18 protein-coding genes, 1 riboswitch and 1 other annotated feature are annotated in these 23,727 nt (G+C 37.5%); of the genes, 6 read left to right on the top strand and 12 right to left on the bottom strand.

Annotated elements, in window-relative coordinates:
* Positions 1–92: 92 nt before the first annotated feature.
* Together leuS and IGJ50_RS09515 are read right to left on the bottom strand one after the other, a co-directional pair.
* The gene (gene leuS, locus IGJ50_RS09520; RefSeq protein ID WP_429950111.1) at positions 93–2,606 is read right to left on the bottom strand and encodes a leucine--tRNA ligase; all 2,514 of its coding nucleotides are present in this window, start codon (positions 2,604–2,606) and stop codon (positions 93–95) included.
* A 321-nt stretch (positions 2,607–2,927) separates the two neighbouring features.
* Positions 2,928–3,204 (bottom strand) — a binding site (T-box leader).
* A gap of 47 nt (positions 3,205–3,251) precedes the next feature.
* Complete coding sequence (locus IGJ50_RS09515) at positions 3,252–5,342, bottom strand: LysM peptidoglycan-binding domain-containing protein (protein WP_429950109.1); 2,091 nt, start codon at positions 5,340–5,342, stop codon at positions 3,252–3,254.
* 296 nt (positions 5,343–5,638) lie between these two features.
* Here IGJ50_RS09515 and IGJ50_RS09510 point away from each other — a divergent pair, with 296 nt between their 5' ends.
* The 5 genes from IGJ50_RS09510 to IGJ50_RS09490 all read left to right on the top strand — a co-directional run bounded on the left by IGJ50_RS09510 (position 5,639) and on the right by IGJ50_RS09490 (position 9,667).
* Complete coding sequence (locus tag IGJ50_RS09510) at positions 5,639–6,295, top strand: DUF1700 domain-containing protein (RefSeq protein WP_429950107.1); 657 nt, start codon at positions 5,639–5,641, stop codon at positions 6,293–6,295.
* Position 6,296: 1 nt separating this feature from the next.
* Complete coding sequence (locus IGJ50_RS09505; RefSeq protein WP_429950105.1) at positions 6,297–7,328, top strand: DUF4097 family beta strand repeat-containing protein; 1,032 nt, start codon at positions 6,297–6,299, stop codon at positions 7,326–7,328.
* Positions 7,329–7,470: 142 nt separating this feature from the next.
* Complete coding sequence (locus IGJ50_RS09500; protein ID WP_069638866.1) at positions 7,471–8,121, top strand: phosphatase PAP2 family protein; 651 nt, start codon at positions 7,471–7,473, stop codon at positions 8,119–8,121.
* Positions 8,122–8,135: 14 nt separating this feature from the next.
* Complete coding sequence (locus tag IGJ50_RS09495; RefSeq protein WP_069638865.1) at positions 8,136–9,104, top strand: TIGR01212 family radical SAM protein; 969 nt, start codon at positions 8,136–8,138, stop codon at positions 9,102–9,104.
* Positions 9,104–9,667: a class I SAM-dependent methyltransferase gene (locus IGJ50_RS09490; RefSeq protein WP_069638864.1), complete on the top strand. Its 564-nt coding sequence runs from the start codon at positions 9,104–9,106 to the stop codon at positions 9,665–9,667. Before IGJ50_RS09495 ends, IGJ50_RS09490 begins: the two co-directional genes overlap by 1 nt.
* Before the next feature lie 636 nt (positions 9,668–10,303).
* Here IGJ50_RS09490 and IGJ50_RS09485 read toward each other — a convergent pair.
* On the bottom strand, positions 10,304–12,073 hold the full coding sequence (locus IGJ50_RS09485) for an ABC transporter ATP-binding protein (protein ID WP_429950102.1): 1,770 nt from the start codon (positions 12,071–12,073) through the stop codon (positions 10,304–10,306).
* Complete coding sequence (locus IGJ50_RS09480) at positions 12,066–13,787, bottom strand: ABC transporter ATP-binding protein (RefSeq protein ID WP_429950100.1); 1,722 nt, start codon at positions 13,785–13,787, stop codon at positions 12,066–12,068. The genes IGJ50_RS09485 and IGJ50_RS09480 overlap by 8 nt, the downstream gene beginning before the upstream one ends.
* Positions 13,788–14,005: 218 nt before the next feature.
* On the opposite strand from IGJ50_RS09480, the gene IGJ50_RS09475 reads away from it, so the two are divergent.
* Positions 14,006–14,653 carry a TetR family transcriptional regulator gene (locus IGJ50_RS09475; RefSeq protein ID WP_429950098.1) on the top strand — a complete coding sequence of 216 codons (648 nt, stop codon included), beginning with the start codon at positions 14,006–14,008 and terminating at the stop codon, positions 14,651–14,653.
* Between the two features lie 176 nt (positions 14,654–14,829).
* On the opposite strand, the gene IGJ50_RS09470 is transcribed toward IGJ50_RS09475, so the two are convergent.
* The 8 genes from IGJ50_RS09470 to IGJ50_RS09435 all read right to left on the bottom strand — a co-directional run bounded on the left by IGJ50_RS09470 (position 14,830) and on the right by IGJ50_RS09435 (position 23,684).
* Complete coding sequence (locus IGJ50_RS09470; protein WP_429950096.1) at positions 14,830–15,618, bottom strand: alpha/beta hydrolase; 789 nt, start codon at positions 15,616–15,618, stop codon at positions 14,830–14,832.
* A 251-nt stretch (positions 15,619–15,869) separates the two neighbouring features.
* Entirely contained in the window at positions 15,870–16,502 is a 633-nt protein-coding gene (locus IGJ50_RS09465) for a LysE family translocator (RefSeq protein WP_429950094.1), read from the bottom strand.
* Positions 16,503–16,652: 150 nt separating this feature from the next.
* Positions 16,653–18,113: an MDR family MFS transporter gene (locus IGJ50_RS09460; protein ID WP_429950092.1), complete on the bottom strand. Its 1,461-nt coding sequence runs from the start codon at positions 18,111–18,113 to the stop codon at positions 16,653–16,655.
* Between the two features lie 697 nt (positions 18,114–18,810).
* Positions 18,811–19,998: a methionine adenosyltransferase gene (gene metK / locus IGJ50_RS09455; protein WP_069638857.1), complete on the bottom strand. Its 1,188-nt coding sequence runs from the start codon at positions 19,996–19,998 to the stop codon at positions 18,811–18,813.
* A riboswitch (SMK box riboswitch) is annotated at positions 19,996–20,135 on the bottom strand. It overlaps the preceding gene by 3 nt.
* A gap of 150 nt (positions 20,136–20,285) precedes the next feature.
* Positions 20,286–20,987: a signal peptidase I gene (gene lepB / locus IGJ50_RS09450; protein WP_429950089.1), complete on the bottom strand. Its 702-nt coding sequence runs from the start codon at positions 20,985–20,987 to the stop codon at positions 20,286–20,288.
* A 12-nt stretch (positions 20,988–20,999) separates the two neighbouring features.
* Positions 21,000–21,662, bottom strand: a complete 663-nt coding sequence (locus IGJ50_RS09445) for a hypothetical protein (protein WP_069638856.1) — start codon at positions 21,660–21,662, stop codon at positions 21,000–21,002.
* Between the two features lie 49 nt (positions 21,663–21,711).
* Positions 21,712–22,782: a DUF916 and DUF3324 domain-containing protein gene (locus tag IGJ50_RS09440; RefSeq protein WP_069638855.1), complete on the bottom strand. Its 1,071-nt coding sequence runs from the start codon at positions 22,780–22,782 to the stop codon at positions 21,712–21,714.
* Between the two features lie 116 nt (positions 22,783–22,898).
* Positions 22,899–23,684 carry a WxL domain-containing protein gene (locus tag IGJ50_RS09435; protein ID WP_429950087.1) on the bottom strand — a complete coding sequence of 262 codons (786 nt, stop codon included), beginning with the start codon at positions 23,682–23,684 and terminating at the stop codon, positions 22,899–22,901.
* Positions 23,685–23,727 lie beyond the last annotated feature (43 nt).

The raw sequence follows: 23,727 nt of genomic DNA, 5'->3' as shown, positions 1-23,727 counted from the left end.
AGTTTTGTTTCGCGCTCAAAATTTGAATAGACGACAAGATAAAAGCAGCTTCTTCGGAAATAAATGCTTTTGTCTCAGTCTGTTTTACTTTTCTAGTTTGCGACAATATTCACCAATTTATCAGGTACAACAATTACTTTACGAACTGTTTTCCCTTCAACAAAACTTTGAATTTCTTCTGTCGCTAATGCTTGTGCTTCTAATTCATCTTTACTTAAACCTCGTGCTACATTTAATTTCGCCCGAACTTTCCCATTCACTTGGAAAACCACTTCGACTTCATCTTCTACTAATGCGGCTTCATCATAGGTCGGCCAAGGTGCGTTTGTTAAACTTTCCTCATTGCCAAGGATTGCCCATAGCTCTTCCCCAATATGTGGTGCGATCGGTGCTAGTAGTTGAACAAAGCCTTCAATATATTCATATGGTAAAACATCAACTTTATTTGCCTCATTAACAAAGACCATCAATTGTGAAATTGCGGTATTAAAGTGGAGATTCTCCATGTCTTCTGTCACTTTTTTCACAGTTTGATGATAAACCTTTGTTAGACAACCGTCATTTATCGTCGTGATTCGATCACGCATCTTGTTATTTTCATCAACGATCAAGCGCCAAACACGATCCAAGAATTTACGACTGCCTTCAAGTCCATTTTCACTCCACGCAATAGAGGCATCTAACGGTCCCATGAACATTTCATACATTCTAAGAGTATCTGCACCAAATTTTTCAACAACATCATCAGGATTTACGACATTTTTCAATGATTTACTCATTTTAGCTGGTGCTTCTTCCAGCTCTTCACCCGTTTCGATATTTACCCAAACACCATCTCGTTTTTCGACCATATTCGTAGGAACTAATGCTCCACGGCCATCTCGGAAGCTTTGACCTAGGATCATTCCTTGATTATATAGTTTTTGGTAAGGTTCTTTTGTAGGAACTACGCCGATATCATATAAAAATTTATGCCAAAAGCGTGCATATAGTAGATGCAATACTGCATGCTCTGCTCCACCGATATAAATATCCACAGGCAACCAGCGTTCTAATTTTTCATAGTTAGCAAGTTCATTTTTATTATGAGGATCAATATAGCGTAAATGGTACCATGAGCTTCCTGCCCATTGTGGCATGGTGTTGGTTTCACGTTTCCCTTTTTTACCAGTTTCAGGGTCGATCACATTGATCCATTCCGTAATATTCGCAAGTGGAGATTCACCAGTTCCACTTGGTTTGATATCATCTGTTTTAGGTAATTTCAATGGTAGTTCAGATTCTGGCACGGTTGTTGTCGTACCGTCTTCCCAATGAATCACAGGAATCGGCTCTCCCCAATAACGTTGACGAGAAAACAGCCAATCACGTAGGCGGTATGTGACTTCTTTTTTGCCACAGCCATTAGCTTCTAACCACTGATACATTTTTTCATTTGCTTCCTCTTTTGTTAGACCATCTAAGAAACCAGAATTGATATGAAGACCATCCCCAGTGTATGCTTCTTTGGTGATATCCCCACCTTCAATGACTTGGATCATTTCGATGTCAAACTTACTAGCAAAGGCATGGTCTCTTTCATCATGTGCTGGTACAGCCATAACAGCACCTGTTCCATAGCTTCCTAGAACGTAATCTGCAATCCAGATTGGGATTTCTTTGCCATTCACTGGATTGATTGCATAGGCACCTGTAAAAGCTCCAGTTTTTGTTTTAGATAAATCTGTACGATCTAAATCAGATTTTTTACTTACTTCTTCTTGATAAGCCGTAACTGCAGCTTTTTGCTCTGACGTTGTGATTTCATCAACAATTTTTAACTCGGGTGCAACAACTAAGTAACTAGCACCAAATAGGGTATCGGCACGAGTTGTAAAGACTGTTATCGTGTCATTGCTTCCTTTAATCTTAAAATCAACATTTGCTCCTTCAGAACGGCCAATCCAATTGCGTTGCATATCCTTAATACTTTCAGGCCAGTCCACTAAATCTAAATCATCTAGTAAGCGATCTGCATATGCAGTAATTTTAAGCATCCACTGACGCATTGGTTTTCTGACAACATCGTAACCACCGCGTTCACTTTTACCATCAATCACTTCTTCATTAGAAATCACTGTTCCTAGTTCTGGTACCCAGTTAACAGCTACTTCCGCTTCATAAGCTAAACCATGTTCATATAATTTCGTGAAAATCCATTGTGTCCATTTGTAATATTCTGGATCTGTTGTGTTAATTTCGCGATTCCAATCATAACTAAATCCTAGAGAGTTGATTTGGCGTTTAAAGGTTTCAATATTTTTTTTCGTAAACTCTGCTGGATCATTTCCTGTATCTAAGGCATATTGCTCTGCAGGTAATCCAAAGGCATCCCAGCCCATTGGGTGTAAAACACTATAGCCTTGGCTTCGTTTCATTCTAGATAAGATATCTGTTGCTGTATACCCTTCTGGATGCCCAACATGTAGCCCTTGTCCTGATGGGTATGGAAACATGTCTAAAGCATAAAATTTTTCTTTATTTGGATCATCATGAGTCGTGAAACTGTTATGTTTCGCCCAATATTTTTGCCATTTTTTCTCGATTTTCTTGTGATCGTAACTCACTTTTTTGTCCTCCTATTTCGGTAACTATTTATTGATGATTTCTGCCTATTTCTTAGGTTAATCTTTTCACTTTGTTAACGTGTTGGCTTGGTGATGATTTACTAGTTTGGTCGCCAAGTATTGCGCTTCATCAGCTCTGGCAAAGCTGACCAGATTTTTCTGCTTTTTTTATTCGTTCTTTTATGCTTTATTGCAGTATTGACTTGGTGGTGATTTACTAGTTTGGTAACTTCGCTCCCCTTGGTCGCCAAGTATTGCGCTTCATCAGCTCTGCAAGCAATCGCTGTGATTTGCAACAAAAACGCCCTACAGGAAAAATTCCTATAGGACGTGTGACTGACAACGTGGTACCACCTAATTTCACTTGTATAAAACAAGCCTCAACGTTTTAACGACCGTCGCCGATTTTACTTAATGAAGATTGAAGGATTGTTGGCATTTTTTTGATTTCCTAAATCAGAAAACGAAAACTCTACATTCCATCGCTTGTTCAGTAAAATAACTCAAAGGCGAGTTCGAAAGCTTCTGTGCGTATTTTCACCAGCCATACGCTCTCTAAAACATGGTTCTTTCTACTATTCCTTTTCACTGTTTATCTATCATGTGCTATCATACTACCAAACTTCTTAACGGATTTCAATCGTTTTATTTAACTTTCAATCTTTGACCAATATAAATTGTATCACCAGATAATCCGTTTAATTGTTTGATTTTTTGAATACTTGTTCCATATGTTTGAGACAGTCCCCATAAAGTATCACCATTTTTTACAGTGTGAGATCCGGCTGTTTGGTTGCTTCCTTGAGTATTGGATGAATTGGTTGAACCTGTTTGACCTTTTTTCACGATCAATTTTTGTCCTGGATAAATGATATCTCCATTTATATTATTCCATTGACGTAAATTGGCAATACTTGTCCCGTTTGCATTAGCGATCGCCCATAAAGAGTCCCCAGACTTCACCGTATAATGACCAGTAGCGGCTCCTGCATTGCTTGATCCACCAGTGTTACCAGTTGAACCACTATTGCCATTACTGGTACTGCCGCCGCCAGCATTAGAACCACCTTTTTTCACGATCAACTTTTGACCTGGATAAATGATATCTCCATTTATATTATTCCATTGACGTAGATTGGCGATACTTACGCCGTTTGCACTAGCAATTGCCCATAAGCTATCACCTGATTTTACAGTATAATATGCATTTGAAGAGCTTGTATTCCCTGAGCCGCCAGTACTACCTGTCGATCCGCCTGTCGTTCCTCCAGTACTACCACCATTACTACCAGAGCTTTTTTTCACGATCAATTTTTGTCCTGGGTGGATGATATCTCCGCTCAAGTTATTCCATTGACGCAAGTTCGCAATGCTTATCCCGTTTGCATTAGCAATCGCCCACAAAGAATCACCTGATTTTACTGTGTAATATGAATTAGTCCCTGTATTACTGGAACCTTCGGTATTGCCTGTTGAACCGCCAGTGTTACCACCAGTACTGCCGCCACCTGTGTTGCTAGAACCTTTTTTCACGATTAATTTTTGACCGACATAAATGACATCGCTGGATAAGTTATTCCAACTTTTAATAGTAGCGATCGATGTGCCATATTTCGCCGATAAGGCCCATAGGCTATCTCCAGCTTTTACTGTGTGCGTCACATTTTGACCGCTAGTATCGCCGCCAGTGTTGTTTGACCCACCGGTATTACCACCAGTATTACTCTCACCTGTGTTGCCACCGGTATCACCACCAGTATTCCCGCCACCTGATGAAGGCGTGTCATATTGAGTTAAGTTATAGGTTGTAATAATCGTATTAAGCTTTGTATTGTAACTTGGATCTGTTGCATAACGTCCAGTTAACCAAGCAGTGGCATCTCTGTAAGAATTCGTATTACTTTTCCAAGCTCCTGAATAATAATAAACACCAGACTGAAATGATGTATTTCTCAACACATAGGCATTGTCACTAAATGATTCTGAATAGGACGGATATTTTCTAAACGCAGCATCTACTTGAATCCACTGACCATTAATAACTTCCCACGTTTTCATTGTAACAGATTGCCCTTGATAACTTCCTTTGATTCCAAACAAGTTATGATTTGGTGCAGCAGATAACGTACTTCTACCCCAATCACTTTCAAGAATCGCTTGAGCCATCATCACTGACGCATATAAATCATTTGCGGCTGCAACAGAACGAGCGTGTCCTGCTATATCAGCAATAAAGGTACTTGGGCTGATACTTCTAGATTGTGCAGCAAACGCTGAACGCATCGTAAGTTCTGGTGCCTCAGTATCTTTTGTTTCAGTTATAGATGAATCCGTTGTTTCATTAGAGTCTGTTGTAACGTCAGTTGTCTCAGTACTGTCAGTTGTTTCTGATGTATTCAATTCTAATGATTCTTGTGTTTCAGATGTTTCTTCACTCGAAGCTTCTTCAGGTGCTGTGGTCTGATTTTCTTGCATCATCGAATCGTTCGTGTCAGTTACCGTTCTTTGTCCTTGAACGTCTTCTGTATGTGTATTTATCTCTGAGTAACTTACGTGCGCGCTTGAATTTTGATCTTCTGTGGCTTCTGCTATTTTTGGTGCAGCGATCGGTGCAGCAATTGAGGAAACTACAATCGCAGAGCTAAGCACAGTCGTTCCTTTTTTGAACTGATCGTAAGCTAGCTTGTTCTGTTCAGCTTTCCTCCGTTCTTTTCTAGATGTTTTATACTTCTCCATGCTATATCCTCCGAATTTTCTAAAAAAAGTATTCCTTGATTTATAGTATACCCTTTTTTCAAACAAAATAGAAATATTTTTTATTTTTTTCTTTGTCATTATACAAATAAAAGTGTAATTTTTTTCTTTCTTGTTTGCTATTTTTTCTTATTATTTTTTTAATTAGAACTCGGTCTCAAGTCTGATGTCTCTCTTTACCTTAGGCTGATTTTTTAACGAAGTACTTGTTATTGCTCTTAAAAAAAATTATAGTGAAGAAGAAGTAATCCGATCGTAAAATGAAATGGGGGAAAAAAATGAATAAAGAGCATTTTTTAATTGAGTTGAAAATCTACTTAAAACCTCTGACTAACCAACAGCAAGTTTTTATCTTAAACAAATATGAAACGATTTTTGAAGAACGATTAGCTGATGGTCAAACAGAAGAGGAAATAGCAAAAAGTCTTGGAAAACCAAGAGGGATTGCAGAAGAAATTTTACAAGAGTTTGATATTACTGTCCCTGAAAAAAGACTCGAACGAGATGGCTGGCAAGAGATTCAGCCAATTGTCAATGATAAGTACTATTATGAAGACATACCTGAGCATCCTTATGATGACTCCTACCATTCTTATGAACGTCCTCATCGTAGTGGTTTTATGCGTTTTTGTCAGGTTGCAGGCGTCCTTGCATTTAATTTTATGTTTATGTTTTGGATGATTTTTACTATTGTTATGGTTTTTTTCGCCTGTTGGCTCGTTGCTGTTGTGTTCTTATTTTCACCAATTTTAGGAGGAATCTCGCTCGTTGCTGGATTTAATGATGGTACAATGTTCCAGTTATTCCTTAGCCTATTCCTTTCTGGTGCTGGTATTATCGGACTAGTGATTTTAGCACCACTAACAAAATTCTTTGGAAAATGTTTAAAACGTTACCTACAATGGAATATTCGCGTTTTAAGAGGAGAGATTTAATATGAAAAAGACGACTGCTTTTTTTCTGACCATTGGCGTTTTAGCTATGATCATCGGTGGGATTGGCAGTGCTGTTTACTACAGACGTGCTGAACATTCGATGACTGATACGAAAAGACAAAGTTATGAGATAAAAAACAAACAAAATACCAAAGAGATTCACCTTGATCTTTCTGGGAATGCAAATTTTTATATTCTAACTGAGAATTCAAATAAGGTGGTAATGAATTCTAGAAGTTCACTTCCGATTTCTTTGAACAGCTCTTTAGATGTTGAGGAAAAAAATGACCAGTTAACGATTTCCGCAAAAAGTGATAAGAAAAGACAGGAACTTGACGGAATGAAGTTAGATATTTTTAATAGAGGTTCAGCTGTTAGTTTAACGATACCAGATTCTGTTGAGCGTTTAATCATTGACGGTACTGCCCAAGGCTCGATCCATATTTCAGAAGTTACCGCAAAAAATTTAGCGATCACAATGGGGAACGCTGATATCGACCTTACTAGTATCGATACAGAAAAATTAGCGGTAGAGACAGCGAATGGCTATCTTAATGTTTATAATGACGTTCGAACTGGCGAAGCGATGTTTCAGACGAAAAACGGTGATATTCAGCTAAATGATTTCGCAGCCTCTAATTGGTCTGCTACTAGTACTTCTGGAGATATTTATGTAAATACAGCTAAAGGCATCGCTAAACTAGACACAACAAATGGCGATATCGAAGCAACTGATCTTAAAGGAGAAGCTGAAGTGACTAGTGTCAATGGTAGTTTTTCCCTGTATGGAACAGAAATTCCAAAGAAATTACGCGTTGAAACACAACAAGGAGACATTCAATTACATACAGAAGAAATTCTGTATGATGTCACGATCAAAACAAAAACCAAATTAGGAGACAGTACGATTTTCGGAAAAGAACGGACTTCTTTTAAACGTGGAAAAGGAACAAAATCATTTGAACTTCGAACAGACTCTGGAGACATTTCAGTTGAAGGTCCCTCCGATTATGAAGATGGCGAGGATGAATAATTTTCTATTCCTCTAATTTTTTAAGCCTATAGGAGAACTTTTTAAAGTTTTCCTATAGGCTTATTTTTTTTCGAGAATCTCAGCTGTCTTCTTAATTATTTGATGTTATAATAAACTTTATCTAATTTGGAAAGGAATTTTCATGAAAAATAAATTATACTATCAATTTGCTGGCAGCTGCTTTTTAGTTGTTTTTATGTTTTTAGGTTATGTAGTGCGCTTTTATCCTAGTTGGTTGAACGGTTTCGATCAAGCAATTACAACACTAGTACGGACACCTTATCCTTCTGCAAATCAATTTTTTATTTGGTATACAAGATTTGCTGATCCTTTAACGGTAGGCATTCTTTCTCTAGCCATTGCGTTTATACTATTTAGAGGGAAATATTATGCTGAGATGCTTTGGTTGTTGATTAATACTGGCCTAATCGCCGGTGTCGCAAACCCATTGATCAAATTATTATTCATGCGACCACGTCCAACTTTAAACCATTTAGTTACAGAGCATAGCTACAGTTTTCCAAGTGGTCATTCCACCGGAAGTGTTCTGCTGTACGGTACGATTATTTTATTATTACCGCAATTTATCAAACAAAAAAAGCTTTGTCTCTTGTTACAGATTCTCTTAGGTTTAGGGATCTTCCTGATCGGTATCAGCCGAATCTATGCAGGTGTTCACTTCCCTAGCGACGTTTTAGGTGGCTTTTGTTTTGGGCTTGCGTGGTTGTTGATGACGTATCCGATTTATTTAGAAAAACGTTTTGTTTGGCGCTTTAAAAGTAAACAACAATAGAAAGAAGAAAAATTATGGTTGAATTTATCTATACAGAAGATCCAAACAAACGCTATCATACATGGAATTACGCCTTACGTAAGCAGTTTGGTGGGAAGATTTTCAAAGTACCTTTAGATGGTGGATTTGACTGTCCTAATCGTGACGGAACGGTGGCTAAAGGAGGGTGTACATTTTGTAGCGTTTCTGGCTCAGGCGATATGATCGTAGCACCTTCTGAGCCTTTACCCATCCAATTTCAAAAAGAAGTACACATGATGCACAAAAAATGGCCTCAAGTGAACCAGTATATTGTCTATTTTCAAAATTTCACGAATACACATGCACCAGTAGAAGTGATTCGGCATCGTTTTGAACAAGTGGTGAACGAACGAGGTGTTGTAGGTATTTCAGTTGGAACACGTCCCGATTGTCTTCCAGATGATGTGGTTGAGTATTTGGCCGAATTGAATCAGCGTTATTATCTGTGGGTAGAGTTAGGCTTACAGACAACTTATGAACATACAAGTAATACAATCAATCGGGCACATGATTATCAGACATACTTAAATGGTGTCGCGAAATTGCGAAAGCATAATATTCGAGTCTGTACTCATCTGATCAATGGTTTACCAGGTGAAAGTTTGGAGATGATGCGGGAAAATGTTCGGCGGACGATCCTTGATTCCGATATCCAAGGGATTAAACTACACCTACTACATTTAATGACCAATACTCGCATGTTGCGGGATTATCATGAAGGTCGCTTGCAATTGATGACTCGGAACGATTATGTCAATGTGATTTGCGACCAATTGGAAATGATTCCCCCAGAGATCGTGATCCATCGTTTAACTGGAGATGCACCGACAGATGCTTTAGTAGGGCCAATGTGGAGCCTTAAGAAGTGGGAAGTCTTAAATGCTATTGACAATGAGATGAAACGTCGAAATAGCGTGCAGGGAATCTATAATGTTCGAAACAGTCAGGAGGTTCACACTTAATGCTACAAACCGCGCTACATTTTAGTCACACTCTTTTAAGAGACGTTATTCATGAAGGGGATTGTGTGGTAGATGCCACGATGGGCAACGGTCATGATACAGCGTTCTTAGCAGAGTTAGTTGGACCTAGGGGATTAGTTTATGCCTTTGATGTACAAGAACAAGCTTTAGCCAATACGGAAAAAAAACTGATTGAGTTAGGATACCAAGCACGAGTAACTTTATTCCAACAGGGGCATGAAATGATCGATACACAGCTTTCAACAGAAACTTCTTTAAGAGCCGCGATCTTTAATCTCGGTTATCTTCCTAAAGGAGATAAACAGATTATCACAAAACCAGATACTACGGAACAAGCTTTAGACGCTTTACTTCCTAGATTACTAGCTAAGGGACGAATTATTTTAGTTGTTTATTATGGTCATTTTGGTGGTCAAGCGGAACTGAAACTTGTACAAGAGTATTGTCAACAGTTACCGCAAGAAATGTATAATGTCTTGACTTATCAGTTTATTAATCAGAAGAACAACCCACCTATTTTATTTTGTATTGAGAAGAAGTAGGGAGTCAACGGCTGTATTTTTTACCTATATACTAAATGAAAAGAGCAATCCTTAAAAATACAGGGTTGTTCTTTTGTTTTATTCAAACATAAAATAGGTGTAGGTTGATCGATCGTTTAGCTTTTGAAGTAATAAACGCTTATTAAATGAACGGGCTAATGATGCGCAGTTTGGTACTCCAAGCATGGTGAAATACCAGAGACATTACTTGAATCACTATTAATAGCCATTTTGTGCCTCCTTCATTATCAGATTGTCTTATTTGGTTCATCATATACTAGATAAACAACAACTATGAGAAAACAATTCCATGATGAGAATAGAGGGCAATCAGATTAATTCGCTAACGCACCTCATCTAATTCCCCGTCTTTTGACCCTTAGCCAATTTTTATGGATGAACAAAAAGAGCCGATATAACTCTACGAGTTATATCTCAGACTCAAAGAATCCGTATAAACGGTGGGAGCAGAAGCAATCACTACGCTTCGCTTCGATCACATCAAATTCTAAGTGCTAAAGCACTAAGATTTGAAGGCTTCGGAAATAAGCCGAAATTCACAAAAATTTGAAGAGCAATTTTCGTGAATTCCTTCTTATTTCTCGGGATTAAACACTCCTGTCCCAACCTCTACTATTATTCAAATACAAACTGATTATGATAAAGTTCTGCATAAAACCCATCTTGTTTCAAGAGTTCATGATGGTTTCCTTCTTCGATTACTTCACCATTTCTTAAGACTACGATCCGGTCTGCATTTAGAATTGTTTTTAAGCGGTGAGCGATCACAAAGCTTGTTCTGCCTTTGATTGCTTCATCCATTGCTTTTTGAATTTTCGCTTCTGTTACAGTATCTACATTACTTGTTGCTTCATCTAGGATCAACAATGATGGATTTGTGATGATTGTACGGGCAATACTGATTAATTGTTTTTGCCCTGTACTGAAAATGTTGTTTTCTTCAGTAATTTCTGTATCATACCCATTTTCTTGTTCTAAGATAAACTCGTGAATATTGGCTTGTTTTGCGGCTTCAATAATTTCTTTTTCTGTCGCTTCTGGTTTACCAAACGCTATGTTTGCTCGAATCGTACCAGAAAATAACACAGAATCCTGCAACACAATTCCCACATGAGAACGTAGACTGCTTAATTCAATTTCACGGATATCTGTTCCATCAAATGTCACAGAGCCATTATTTACATCATAAAAACGATTCAATAAATTCATAATTGTCGTTTTCCCTGAGCCTGTCGGACCAACTAAAGCGACCATTTCGCCTTTTTTTACATCGATCGAAACATCTTTTAAGATTGGTACTTCAGAATCATAGCCAAAGTCAACATGCTGCAGTGTCACTGACTCTTTGATCCCATCGATTTCTTTTCCATCATTTGGATTGATTTCGTCTGGTTCATCAAACATTTCATTCAGACGACGAGCGCCAGTGATCGCAAGTTGGATCATGCTGTAACCAGATGAAATTTGCATCAATGGTTGGTAATATTGTTGTGAATACTGAACAAAGGTAACAACTAAGCCTAACGCAACACTCTTCTCTAGATCGCCATTCAATGCTAGCCAACCGCCAAAGAAAATCACGATTGCTGTATTCACAAGAGACATTCCTTGCATCATTGGAAATAACAGACCTGAATACACTTGTCCTTTGAACGTTGCTTTACGCACCGTTTCATTCTGTTCAAGAAAACCGTCAATTGTTTCTTCTTGCAGGCCATTGGTGATGATCATGCGTTGACCGCTGATTTTTTCATCCATATAGCCATTCAGCTTTCCAACTTCATCTTGCTGGATGTCGACGTATTTACGTGCTTTACTAATAACAACGATTGCAATCACTAACGCAACAGGTGTTGAAGCAATTGTTGCCCAAGCTAATTGAACATTTTGTTGGAACATCATGATCAAGATGCCCACAAATAATGCAGCATTCGTCAACACTTGAAGCAATGCTTGATTCAGGCTATTTTGAATATTATCCAAGTCACTTGTAAAACGACTTAAAATCTCACCATCTTGATGAGAATCAAAGAAACGAATCATCAATTTTTCTAGCTTATTGAATAAACCAATACGCATTCGATTCGTCGACTTCCCAACAACTTGTGTAAATAAAATACTATAGATAAAGTTCGCTGCACTTGTTAGTACGTAAAAGATCAATAGTTTCCAGACAATATCAATAAACTTACTTTTATCATCCGTTCCTTTCATCAATGCATTAACATAATTAGCCAGCTCTTGAATAGCTTCTCCCACAAACTGTGGTGCTTTTACTTGGAGATAAGTTGCAATAATTATCGTCACAAAAATAAAGAAGAAGGAAAGTTTATAGCGTTTTAAATAATGAAAAAAGAATTTACTCGCTCTTATTAAATCAGTCATTATTTTCATCCTTTCCCTTTTGTGTTTCGTAGATTTCTTGGTAGATTGGGTTCGTTTTGGCTAATTCATCATGTGTGCCCTCACCTACTAATTGTCCCTTATCCAAAACTAAAATACGGTCTGCGTGAACGACTGAAGAAATCTTCTGAGCAATCACGATCGTTGTTGTATCTTTCAGATCATTATCCAACGCTTCTCTAACTAAACGCTCTGAACGAGCATCTAACGCACTTGTACTATCATCTAAAATCAAGATTTTAGGATCACCGATCACGCCTCTAGAAATAGATAAACGTTGTTTTTGTCCACCAGAAAAGTTGTTGCTTCGCTCCGCTACTGGCGCTTCATATTGTAAGGCTAATTTTTCGATAAATTCTTTGGCCTGCGCAATTTCAGTTGCCCGACTCATATCCGATTCACTAGCATCTTTTTTCCCTTGACGCAAATTTTGCGAAATCGTTCCGGAAAAAAGAATCGCTTTTTGTAGAACAAATGAAACCGTTTTACGTAAACTATGCTCATTGACCTCTTTTAAATCAACACCGCCGACCTTCACAGTTCCTTGTGATGGATCAAATAATCGAGGAATCAATTGTGCCAAGGTTGATTTACCTGCCCCAGTTGCCCCTACGATCCCGATCATTTCACCAGGCTTGATTGAAAACGAGAGGTCTTTCAGTGTATCGGTATCATCTCCTGGATAACGGAAACTAACGTGATCAAACACCACACTACCATCCAAGTCTTGTTCAGGAACCTCTTTGTAGCTAAGTGCTGGAACAGTGTCCATGACTTCTTTGATACGCTTGATCGAAACTGCCGCACGTGAAGTCATCATCATCATCATTCCGCCGATAATGATCGCCATCATAATTTGCATCAAATAACTCATAAATGATGCGATACTACCGACTAAACTTGGATCATCTTTCACTAAGTTTCCCACAAGAAAAATTGAGCCTACGACTGCTAAATTTGCAGCTAGCATAAACGATGGAATCATCACTGAAAACAAAGTCCCTACAATTAGGTTATGTTTTGTCAGTTCATCACTGACCTTGCTGAAACGGTTCAACTCATTTCTTTCCTGCACGAATGATTTTACTACACGAATTCCTAGAAGGTTTTCTTTGGCTAAGCCATTCACTTTATCAATCAAGGTTTGGATGATCATAAAGTGTTTGCCCATCTGTGAAAAGGATAAAACTGTAATAATAAACACTGCAACCACTAATAATACGATCACCCACCATAATTGAGGTAAGGTCATCATCGCTAAAATGAAACTACCGATAAAAAGAATCGGAATCCTAAACAACGACTGTAGTGCGATCATGATAACATTTTGAATTTGGGTTACATCATTGGTCAAACGGACAACCAAATTCCCAGCTGAAAATTCTTCAATATTTCCAAATGAAAAGGTTTGGATCTTACGAAAGGTTGCCTCACGAATGTCTGCACTCACACCTTGTGCTACTTTGGCAGAATAAATTGTATTAAAAACCCCTGCAATCAATCCAAGTCCGGCAATCCCAATCAAATACAAGCCTAGTTCTTTCATTTGACTCTTATCATCTTTAATAATTGCTTCTAATACTTTTTGTAATAATTTAGGTTGCCATAATGCCGACATGACCATGATAACAACCGTAAACAATGCTATGGTGACTTCCAGCTTGTACTTTTTGACATGCTTCATAATAATACTCATATAATCCCAACTTCCTTTGTAAAACTAGCCTAATTTGATTCATTGTGCAACTTTCAACGATCAATTAATGTTATGATGTGATAGAAGCAAGACACGATTGCCTTCAATAAAATTCACAAACTTAACGCTGTAAAATAAGGCTGCATAACAATTTACCATTTTTAGAACTGAAATTCAAGCAGTTCGCTTCTATTTTTGAAATAAAAGGATGAGAAAATTTGGAACCAAAATTATCAAAAGAAACGATCGTTCAAGCCGCATTTGAACTATTAAAAGAAACGCCTGAACTTGAAAAATTATCTATGCGTAAAGTGGCGAAAAAACTCGGTGTTCAGGCACCTGCTATTTACTGGCATATAGAAAATAAACAAGCTTTACTTCAACGTATGGCAGAAGAAATAGAGAATCATTTTATTTCACCTATACCTAAAGACAATTGGAAAGAAACGATTTATGCTTATATGGAAAATTATTATGAGCTCTATCAGCAATATCCTTGCGCTATTGAAATCGAAATTCAAACGATCCCTTCCTACTCCTCTCGTTTGAAAAATCTTGATGCAATTCTTGGCATCCTCAATGAGGCAGGTTTTTCCATTGAGCTAAGTTATATGACCATCACCTCTTTACAGCATTTATTGTTTGGTATGTTGATGGACTCTAATGAAGAAAAAAAGCTCTATAATAAAGTGATGGCTGGGGATGACTATTTGAAAACACAAATCATTCTAATGAAACAATCCGTTCAAGAGCATGAATTGGACAATATCAGCAAGAGTATTCAGTATCGGCAAAAAGAAAAGCAAAAAGATTTTTTCATGAAAACATTGCGTGTCTTTTTAAATGGGTTAGATTCTCTTATTTAAAAATGGATAGAGAAAGAGAGCGGAACAAAACTAAAAATCCGTTTTGTTTCGCTCTCTATATCCGAATAAACGGCGAGTAAAAAGTAGACTACACTATACTTCGATCACATCAACTTCTAAGAGTTGAAGGCCTTCGGAAATATACAGAACACTTTTGTCTCGGCTTATTTTTTGACTTATTTTTCTAGCGGTAACCATTCTAAAACTCGTTGAATCCACATATCCCAAAAGTCCCAGCTATGACTACCTGGACCTGTTTCAAATGTATAATCAATCTTCTGAGCAGACAATGCTTTTGCCATAGTTTTATTTCCCTGTAAGAGAAAATCCTCTTCTCCACAGCACAGAAAAATAGCTGGAGCTTTTTTACCTTCTGCTACTAACTGCTCTAGTAAATACATCGGATCGTTGTTTGAGCCTTGAATATGCTCAAGCGGACCAAAAATACCTTCCCAAAAATTTTTTCCCCTAATCGCCAAAAGATCATCCACTCTTTCGGCCAAATTCACAGAACCAGATAAAGAAGCTACGGCTCCAAATTTCTCTGGTTTAGCCAGCCCAAGTTTCAAGGCACCATAACCACCCATTGAGAGTCCCACAGCGAATGTTTTCTCTCTTTTAGTTGTTAATTGTGGGAATAATTCATGGCAAATAATAGGTAATTCTTCAGAAATAAATGTCCAGTAGTTCATTCCATAACGGGTATCTGTATACCACCCTAGATCTGTAGACGGCATAATCACAGCCAGCCCTAAGTTTGTTACATATCGTTCTATTGATGTACGGCGTTCCCAAACGCTATGGTTGCCGCCCATGCCATGAAGTAGATACATTACTGGGACGTCAGTAAGATTTCCTTTGGTTGTTGTACCAATCTTTTTTTCTGTTTTTTGCGGTAAAATTACATTCAGTGACACTTCCATTTCTAAAACATTTGAATAAATATTTGCTTGCAAAAAAGCCATCTAAGCATCCCTCTTTTTCTATTTTTTATTATTGTAGCATTAAATTCATTGTTTTTTGACTAAATGTACAAATAAAAAACTCGTTCTTCATAAAAGAACGAGCGGAGGAGGAGTTGAAAATGAAAAATGTTTTTGCCTAAGTTTTTTTCTCTTGGTATGTTTCTATAATACAAAATGAATATGAACTTTTCATGTCAAAAAAATGCATTATTTACGTCGTTTTTATAAAGAAAACTACACGTTTTATTCTTCTAGCTAGTTTTAGCTGTTGCTCTAAGTAAATTTAACCCCAGTCCAATATAAATACAGCCTGCAATTTTATTGGTCATTTTTTTAGTCCGCTCATTCTTCTTAAATAGACCGACAAAAAAAGAAGAACCATAGGCAATCCCTAAACTCCAAATTGTGCTCGTACAAACAAAGGTAATTCCTAATATAAAAAATGGCAATGAACCAGCTTGAGACTGTGTATCAACATATTGTGGAAGCAATGATAAGAAAAATAAGGCGACTTTCGGATTTAAAAGATTCGTAAGTAAGCCTTGCTTATATATTTGCCAATCATTAACGGTCAATTCAGTTCTCTCAGTTGTTAACGCCTCTTTTCTTAGAAAAGTCGTAATCCCTAAATAAATCAAATACGTCGCCCCTAACCATTTAATGCTATTAAAAACCAAGGTTGATGTAGCTAAAATGGCTGACAAGCCTAAGGCAGCTAAAAAAGTATGCGCTAAAATACCTGATGAAATCCCCAAAACGGAAATAATGCCTTGTCTTTTACTCCCTAATGTTGATTTGCTCAATATGAAAATCGTATCTGATCCAGGGATCAAATTTAAGACAATCGCAGAAACAATAAACGTGCCATAATTAATAATTCCCATTTCCGTCGCACTCCTTTTTCTTCAGTATAGCAAACTATTACTCTTAGAAAAAGAGTGTGAAATAAAACGAGCATCGCTTTATTTCACACTCCAAATTTGAAAATCGTTTTTCTGCCAAAAACCCTTGCCTAAAAATAGACATCTAAGGCATTAAGAAATTTTCTTTTTCACAACACCATTTAAGATAATCGCCGCAAGAATCAGACCGATTCCGACTAAATAAACATTATGCAGTCCTGAATACAGCATCCCGCGTAACGGCGTTAATAGATCTTGTGGAATCGTATTTGCTGTATGTGGATTAACTAGCTGATTCATCACATCAGGATCAACCTGTAGTGAACTTTTCGCTAATTCTGACGTTGTGACAGCATTGATGATCACACCAAATATAGAAACCATCAACGTCTGTCCAATCGTTCTGGCTAATGTGTTGAACGATGTTGCTACACCCATTTCCGATGGATCTACACTACTTTGTGCCGTAACCGTAGTAGTTGTGATCGTGATCCCAAAGCCGACACCTAAAACAGAAGAAATGGCAAAGAACCAAACAAAGGAAATTGAGGCTGGAACTAAGACTAAGAAAATACCACCCAACAAAGTAATACTCAAGCCGATCGTCAACACTTTTTTAGTCGAATGTTTCTCCATCAAGTTACTTGCGATAAAAGAACCAACCATCCATAAAATCGACATCGGCGCTAAGACAAGTCCACCGATTCCGGCGCTTTTTCCTAGGACCCCTTGCATCCACATTGGAATATAAACTTCTACGCCCATCAAAAAGCCACTGATCAAAGCAGCTACGATATTGACAATCACAAAAGTAGAATTTTTAAATAGCATTAAATCAATTACTGGATCTTTTGCTCTTTTTTCCACAAAAATAAAGCCAATAAAAAATAAAACAGATGCCCCTAAGCACAAGAATACTTTTAAGCTAAAGCCGCCATCACCAATTAATTGGAATCCTAATAATAGTGTTAATAAGACCAGCATCAGCTGAATACTGCCTAAAATATCCATTGGCACCTTAGTTTGTTCTCTTTTCGGCTCCACTAAAAAGTAAGCAATCAACCCCATCAAAACAAGCCCGATCGGTACATTGATGAAGAATATCCAATGCCAGCCAACTGTATCTACAATAAAGCCACCCGCAAGTGGGCCAAAAATACTAGCAATCCCCCAAGCAGCACTGTTCAATCCTAACATTTTTGCACGTTTATCAATTGAATAAATATCTGCTAAAATCGTTAACGCAACGGGCATGATGGCTCCTGCACCAATCCCTTGAATCGCCCGAGCAATAATCAATGTGATCATATTTTGAGCCAATCCACACAGAGAAGAACCAATAATAAAAATAATAATTCCGATCATAAAAATTGGTTTACGTCCGATTTTATCGGCTAATTTTCCGTAAATCGGTGTTAGCATGGCATTTGTTAATAAATAAATAGAAAATACCCAGTTCATGATTTCCATTCCATGTAGTGATCCTACAATCGTGGGCATGGCTGTTGAAACGATTGTTCCTTCGATTGCTGTCATAAACGTTGCAACGAAAACACTGATTGTTACAAGTTTGACGTTTGTTTTTCTTTCCATGTATCTCCGTCCTTTTGATAGTTTAGTTAAGTAAAGTTACGCATAAATTCATTTACAGAGTTTTGTTGGTAGTGTTGTGAGACTTTACATTGAATAGTAGAAATTTTAAGTTTATTGTAATTTATTTCATGATAAATTTTGTAAATGGCTGCTCTTTGTTTTTCATGATTGCAACGTTTGGTGATTCACTAGTTAGATTACTTTGGTCGCCAAGTACTGCTCATCATCTGCTCTGCTGCTTGGATAGTACTCTACAGTGTACTTGATGTTTTTGGCGGTCTACTTTGGTTTGATGATGCTTGGTGTTTCTTTTTTATAGGTTACTTCGCTCTCTTCGTTCGCCAAGTACTGCTCATCATCTGCTCTGCTGCTTGGATAGTACTCTACAATGTACTTGATGTTTTTGGCGGTCTACTTTGGTTTGATGATACTTGGTGTTTCTTTTTTATAGGTTACTTCGCTCTCTTCGTTCGCCAAGTACTGCTCATCATCTGCTCTGCTGCTTGGATAGTACTCTACAATGTACTTGATGTTTTTGGCGGTCTACTTTGGTTTGATGATACTTGGTGTTTCTTTTTTATAGGTTACTTCGCTCTCTTCGTTCGCCAAGTACTGCTCATCATCTGCTCTGCGCAGCAGTCGCAGTGATTCGCAGCAAAACGGCGCCACTAATATTTCATTAGTAGCGCCGCCTCGTTTACTCCATCAAGCTTTTCTTGATTGCTTCGACTTTATCTGTCTGCTCCCAAGGTAGTTCAATGTCTGTACGACCAAAATGACCATATGCTGCCGTCTGTTTGTAAATTGGACGACATAAGTCAAGCATTTCTATAATTCCTGCTGGACGTAGGTCAAAGTTTTCTCTAACCGCTGCAATCAATTTACTTTCAGATACTTCACTTGTTCCAAAAGTATTGATGGAAATTGAGACAGGTTGTGCTACGCCAATTGCATAAGCTAATTGGACTTCGACTTTTTCAGCTAAGCCCGCTGCAACGATGTTTTTTGCAATGTATCGTGCCGCATAACTTGCAGAGCGATCGACTTTTGTCGCATCTTTTCCAGAAAAGGCACCGCCACCATGACGGGCATAGCCACCATAAGTATCTACGATGATTTTACGCCCAGTTAAACCGGCATCTCCTTGCGGTCCGCCAATGACAAAACGGCCTGTTGGATTTATAAAATATTTTGTTTCTTCATCTAGTAATTCGGCTGGGATCACTTCATCAATGACGAGGGCTTTCACGTCTTTTTGAATTTGTTCCAGCGTTGCTTCTTCATCATGTTGTGTGCTGATCACGACTGTGTCGACACGTTGCGGTTTGCCATTTTCATCATATTCTACAGTCACTTGTGATTTTGCATCCGGACGTAGATAAGGAAGTTTTTCCTCTTTACGAAGTTGTGTCAAACGGCGAACAAGTTTATGACTTAAAGAAATCGGTAACGGCATTAGTTCTGGTGTTTCATCAACTGCAAACCCAAACATCAAGCCTTGGTCTCCAGCACCAATGTCATCTTTAGTGTCTTTTTCACCACGTGTTTCTAGTGCATCATCCACACCTTGTGCAATATCTGGTGATTGCTCATCGATTGCAACAAGAACTGCGACCGTATCCCCATCAAACCCATATTTAGCTCGTGTATAGCCAATATCTTTCAATGTTTGTCGCACAACTTTTTGGATATCGACATAAGCTGTAGTAGAAATCTCTCCAAAAACTAAAACCAAACCTGTTGTTACACTTGTTTCACAGGCCACACGGGCCAACGGATCCTGTTCTAAAATCGCATCCAGAATTGCGTCACTCACTTGATCGGCAACTTTGTCCGGATGTCCTTCAGAAACAGATTCTGATGTAAATAAATGTCTCTCTGTCATAATGTATTCCCCCTATTTATATTCGGTTACAAGGCATCTTTGTCAAAATGTAGCACCACTCGGTCATATCCAAAATGAATAGTTCATCGAAAAGCCTACTATTTTACAACAAATCCTTTCGGGAACTTGTAACGCTTACTAGTATAACAGATTTCCAAGGAAAAAACTTACTTTTTATACTTTCTAAGCAAAACATTTTTGTTTTATTATTGGATAGATAAGCAATTGATTTATAAAATAAAAACACCTACGAATCCATAAAATCGTGGTGTTTTTTCAATATTTCATTAAAATTTCTGTAACTTATGTAACGGTAATACTCTCATTTCCACAGTCCCAATGATGTCTTTTTCATCCACTAGCTGATAATAACGACTATCCGTTGCATAGGGTCGATTATCGCCTAAAACTAAATACTTTCCTTTAGGTATCGTAGGCTTTCCTGTCAAATTCTTTAATGTAAAATCTTCGGTAAACATCATACCATCTTTTTCAAATTGATTTTTGTAGTCAGCAATAAAACGCTCGTCTTTTTCCACTTCGTTAATATACAACTGTCCATTTTTATAATATACATTTTCTCCAGGACGACCGATAATCCTTCGAATTGATTTATCTTTAGAGTTAGGAACTCGCATATAGACAAGATCAAAACGCTTGATATCCGTGAGTTTATTGATAACAACTACATCTTTATCTTCCAAAGTGTCACTCATAGAATAACCTTCAACTTTTGTAAGAGAAAAGGTAAATAGAGATAATAGATAGACCACGCCAGTTGTCAGAAGTATAGTTAACCCTATTTCAAAAAAAAGAAGCTTCATTTTTCTGCTCTTTTTCTTATTTAATTTCTTCTTACGCTTTTTAGTCGGTTTCTTTGAATTGGTGGGAACTTTTCTTTTGACTGCTTTTTTAACATTCGATGTTGTTTGGGTAATCTGTTTTTTGGGCTTTCGTTTCGTTCTATTTTTATGAGTTGCTTTTTTCATCAAATCACCAGGTTATTTTTTATTTACCAACGCTTTTTCATTGATTTTAAAGTAGCTGACAACTGCTTCTTGATTTTTCTTAACTGCTGCAACGTCTGCTTCGAACTCATTTAAGAGCGTCTCATCCTTGAAAAAACCATCTGTTTGAGAGGATAAGTTTATTCCTAATTCTTTCATTGACTTATAGTACTTATTCAACGCTTTTTGCCCTTGTTCGGTATTTCTGATCGTTGCTTTATAAATACCATAACTCGAAAGCTGCCCTGCTAATAATTTAATATTTTTTCCTGCTTTAACATCATTATCTGTCGTTTTTGCTGCTTGTAGCTCTTTTTCGATATTGTCTACTAGGTAATAGCCTTGAATGACAGCTTTAGAATCTTTTTGGCTTAAATGCATGGATTGATAATACAATGAATAACCTGCGCTTAACGTTGACAGTAAAAATAGAATACTAAGTACGATTCCAAACGTTCGCTGCTTTTTGCTTTTTTTCGTTAGTTCTCTGATTTTCCGTCTTTTTTGTTTCTTTTTTTTCTTTTTGACTTTTGTTCTTTTTACTTTGTTTAAAGCTTTTTTAGTTTGAATCATCAGATAAAAGGAGGTCCCTGCAAATAATAATCCTACACTGGCTATGGACAAAGAAACAATAAAAAACCAATCTAATATAGTCATTTGTTTACCTCCTTCATTTAAAAATGTCGCTAGTTTTTTAAACTAGTTATTACTTTTTGGATTTCTTTTTTCTAGCCTTTTTTTTCTTAGTTTGCTTCTTTTTATTCACTGCTCTGATTACGAAGAAGATGATGATTGCTAAGACTAGTACCCCACCAACAATTCCTGCAATCAACTGCCAGTTGAACGTTTGAACGTCTTCTAACCCGGCATCTTGATTATTGAATTTATCTGCTTCTTCATCTGTTACCTTAAATTTTTCGTCCCATTCCCACTTCTTATCACCAGACGTCACTAAAATTTTAGCACGATAGTCGCCAGGAACCATACGGTCACCTTCCATGCTTACAGGGAAATTGATCAATGAGTTAGGCGCCATTCTCATACCCGAACGCTTTGTTTCATATAAAACTTCATCGCTGCCGTCCTTCATGATTTGAACTTGTGTTGTCATATTTTCTAAATAAGCAGGTTGTACATTAGAAAAATTCACAAAAAATGTATTTCGAAAATTATTCAATTCTGCATAAACTTTATTTAGTTCTAAGTTTGGTTGAATTTCTTTGTCTGTTTCAGAAAGCAACATCCCAATGACATAAGCATATTTATTGATAACGCCCGTTTTCTTCGGTTTTGCCGCTTCTTCTTTTTCAATTTTTTGCAGTTGGATTCCGCCTGAAATCACTCCATCAAATGAAGCTTCTGGCATCGTAATTTCTATGTCGACATCCTTTTCGCCATTGGCTGGCAATTTAACTGTTTCAGGAGCTTTAACGATACTTTCAAAATCGTATTTTAATGAATTGTCTTTTTTAATCGTTGTCGGACCATATTCAATAACTCCGTTGGCGTTTGTCTTAGCACCGTTTAATTTCACTGAAATTTCTGCTTCTTCTGAAGCCAAGTTTTTCAGTTTGATTTTTACAGTTTGTTTTTGCCCAGGTGTCATCCTTAAATCAAAGTAGCCAGTGTCTTGACTCTTCTGATTGTCAGGTTTAATTGTTTCATATGTAAAACCAGTTGCGTTACCACCGCTGTTTTCTTCTGCATATGTCTTGATTGGCATAAGCATTGTTATCATAAATGTCACTACTAAAAATAATAGATGCTTTTTTTTCATCGCTATCCCTCTCTTTAAAAAGGCTGAGACAGAAATAATTATTTCTGTCTCGCCATTTATTTGAACATAACTACTTAAAGTATGCGATATAATTTAACCTACTTATTCAGTTTAAATTATAATACTTCAGCGATTGTCCAAGTGATTTCAGCTGTGTATTCATCAGCTAGTAAAACGTTTGTGTTTGGTACAGTTAATTTAACAGATTCAGCAGTTGTATCTGCTTTTCCGTCGCCATATTGACCAAATTCAATTGTGTAAGTTCCGATTCCTTTAGACGCTTCTTTGTTATCTAACACTACTACTGAATCACCAGCACCTGTTCCAGCTGCATTTGCTGCTAATTGGAATCCGGCAACAGTTGTTGCTGGCCATTGTGCTGCTGGGTCAGCAGATGTGATTGCTGCATTTGAGTAATCGATCGTAGCTGATTTCAAGAACGTTCCAGCATTAGCATTGGCTTCAAATTGTTTAGATAATTGTGCGCTTACTTTGTATTTATGATTTGCAACACCACGTACGTCTGTAAATTGTACGAAGTTCCCACGAGTAACCTGTGGGGCATCCTCACCAGTGCCAGTTGTTACTGGAATTGCTGCAGCAAAGTATTCTGGATTTGAAGCGAAAGCTTTCACTTTATCTTCACCGAAGTTTAATTCAGTTACAGCGTCGATACTGAATGAACCACGATCTGGGTTAACGATGATTGGTTCTTTAGGATCTACAATTGGTTTTTCTGGATCTTCTGGATCAACAACATCTTTAGGATCGTTGTCTTCAGTAAATTTGATTTTACCGTTTGATGGTAATGATTTTGCTTCAGCGTTAGCTGCAGCTGGTGCCGCTAAGCTTACTCCTACTAAAGTTAATAATGCTACTGAACATAATGTTTTTGTTTTCATGTGTGTTTCCTCCTAGTTTGTGTGTGTTAGTGTGTGTTGTTGT

It is taken from the genome of Enterococcus sp. AZ101, from assembly GCF_050499005.1.
In the GTDB taxonomy this organism is placed as follows: domain Bacteria; phylum Bacillota; class Bacilli; order Lactobacillales; family Enterococcaceae; genus Enterococcus_L; species Enterococcus_L ureilyticus.
This window is presented reverse-complemented; position numbering and strand designations above follow the sequence as displayed.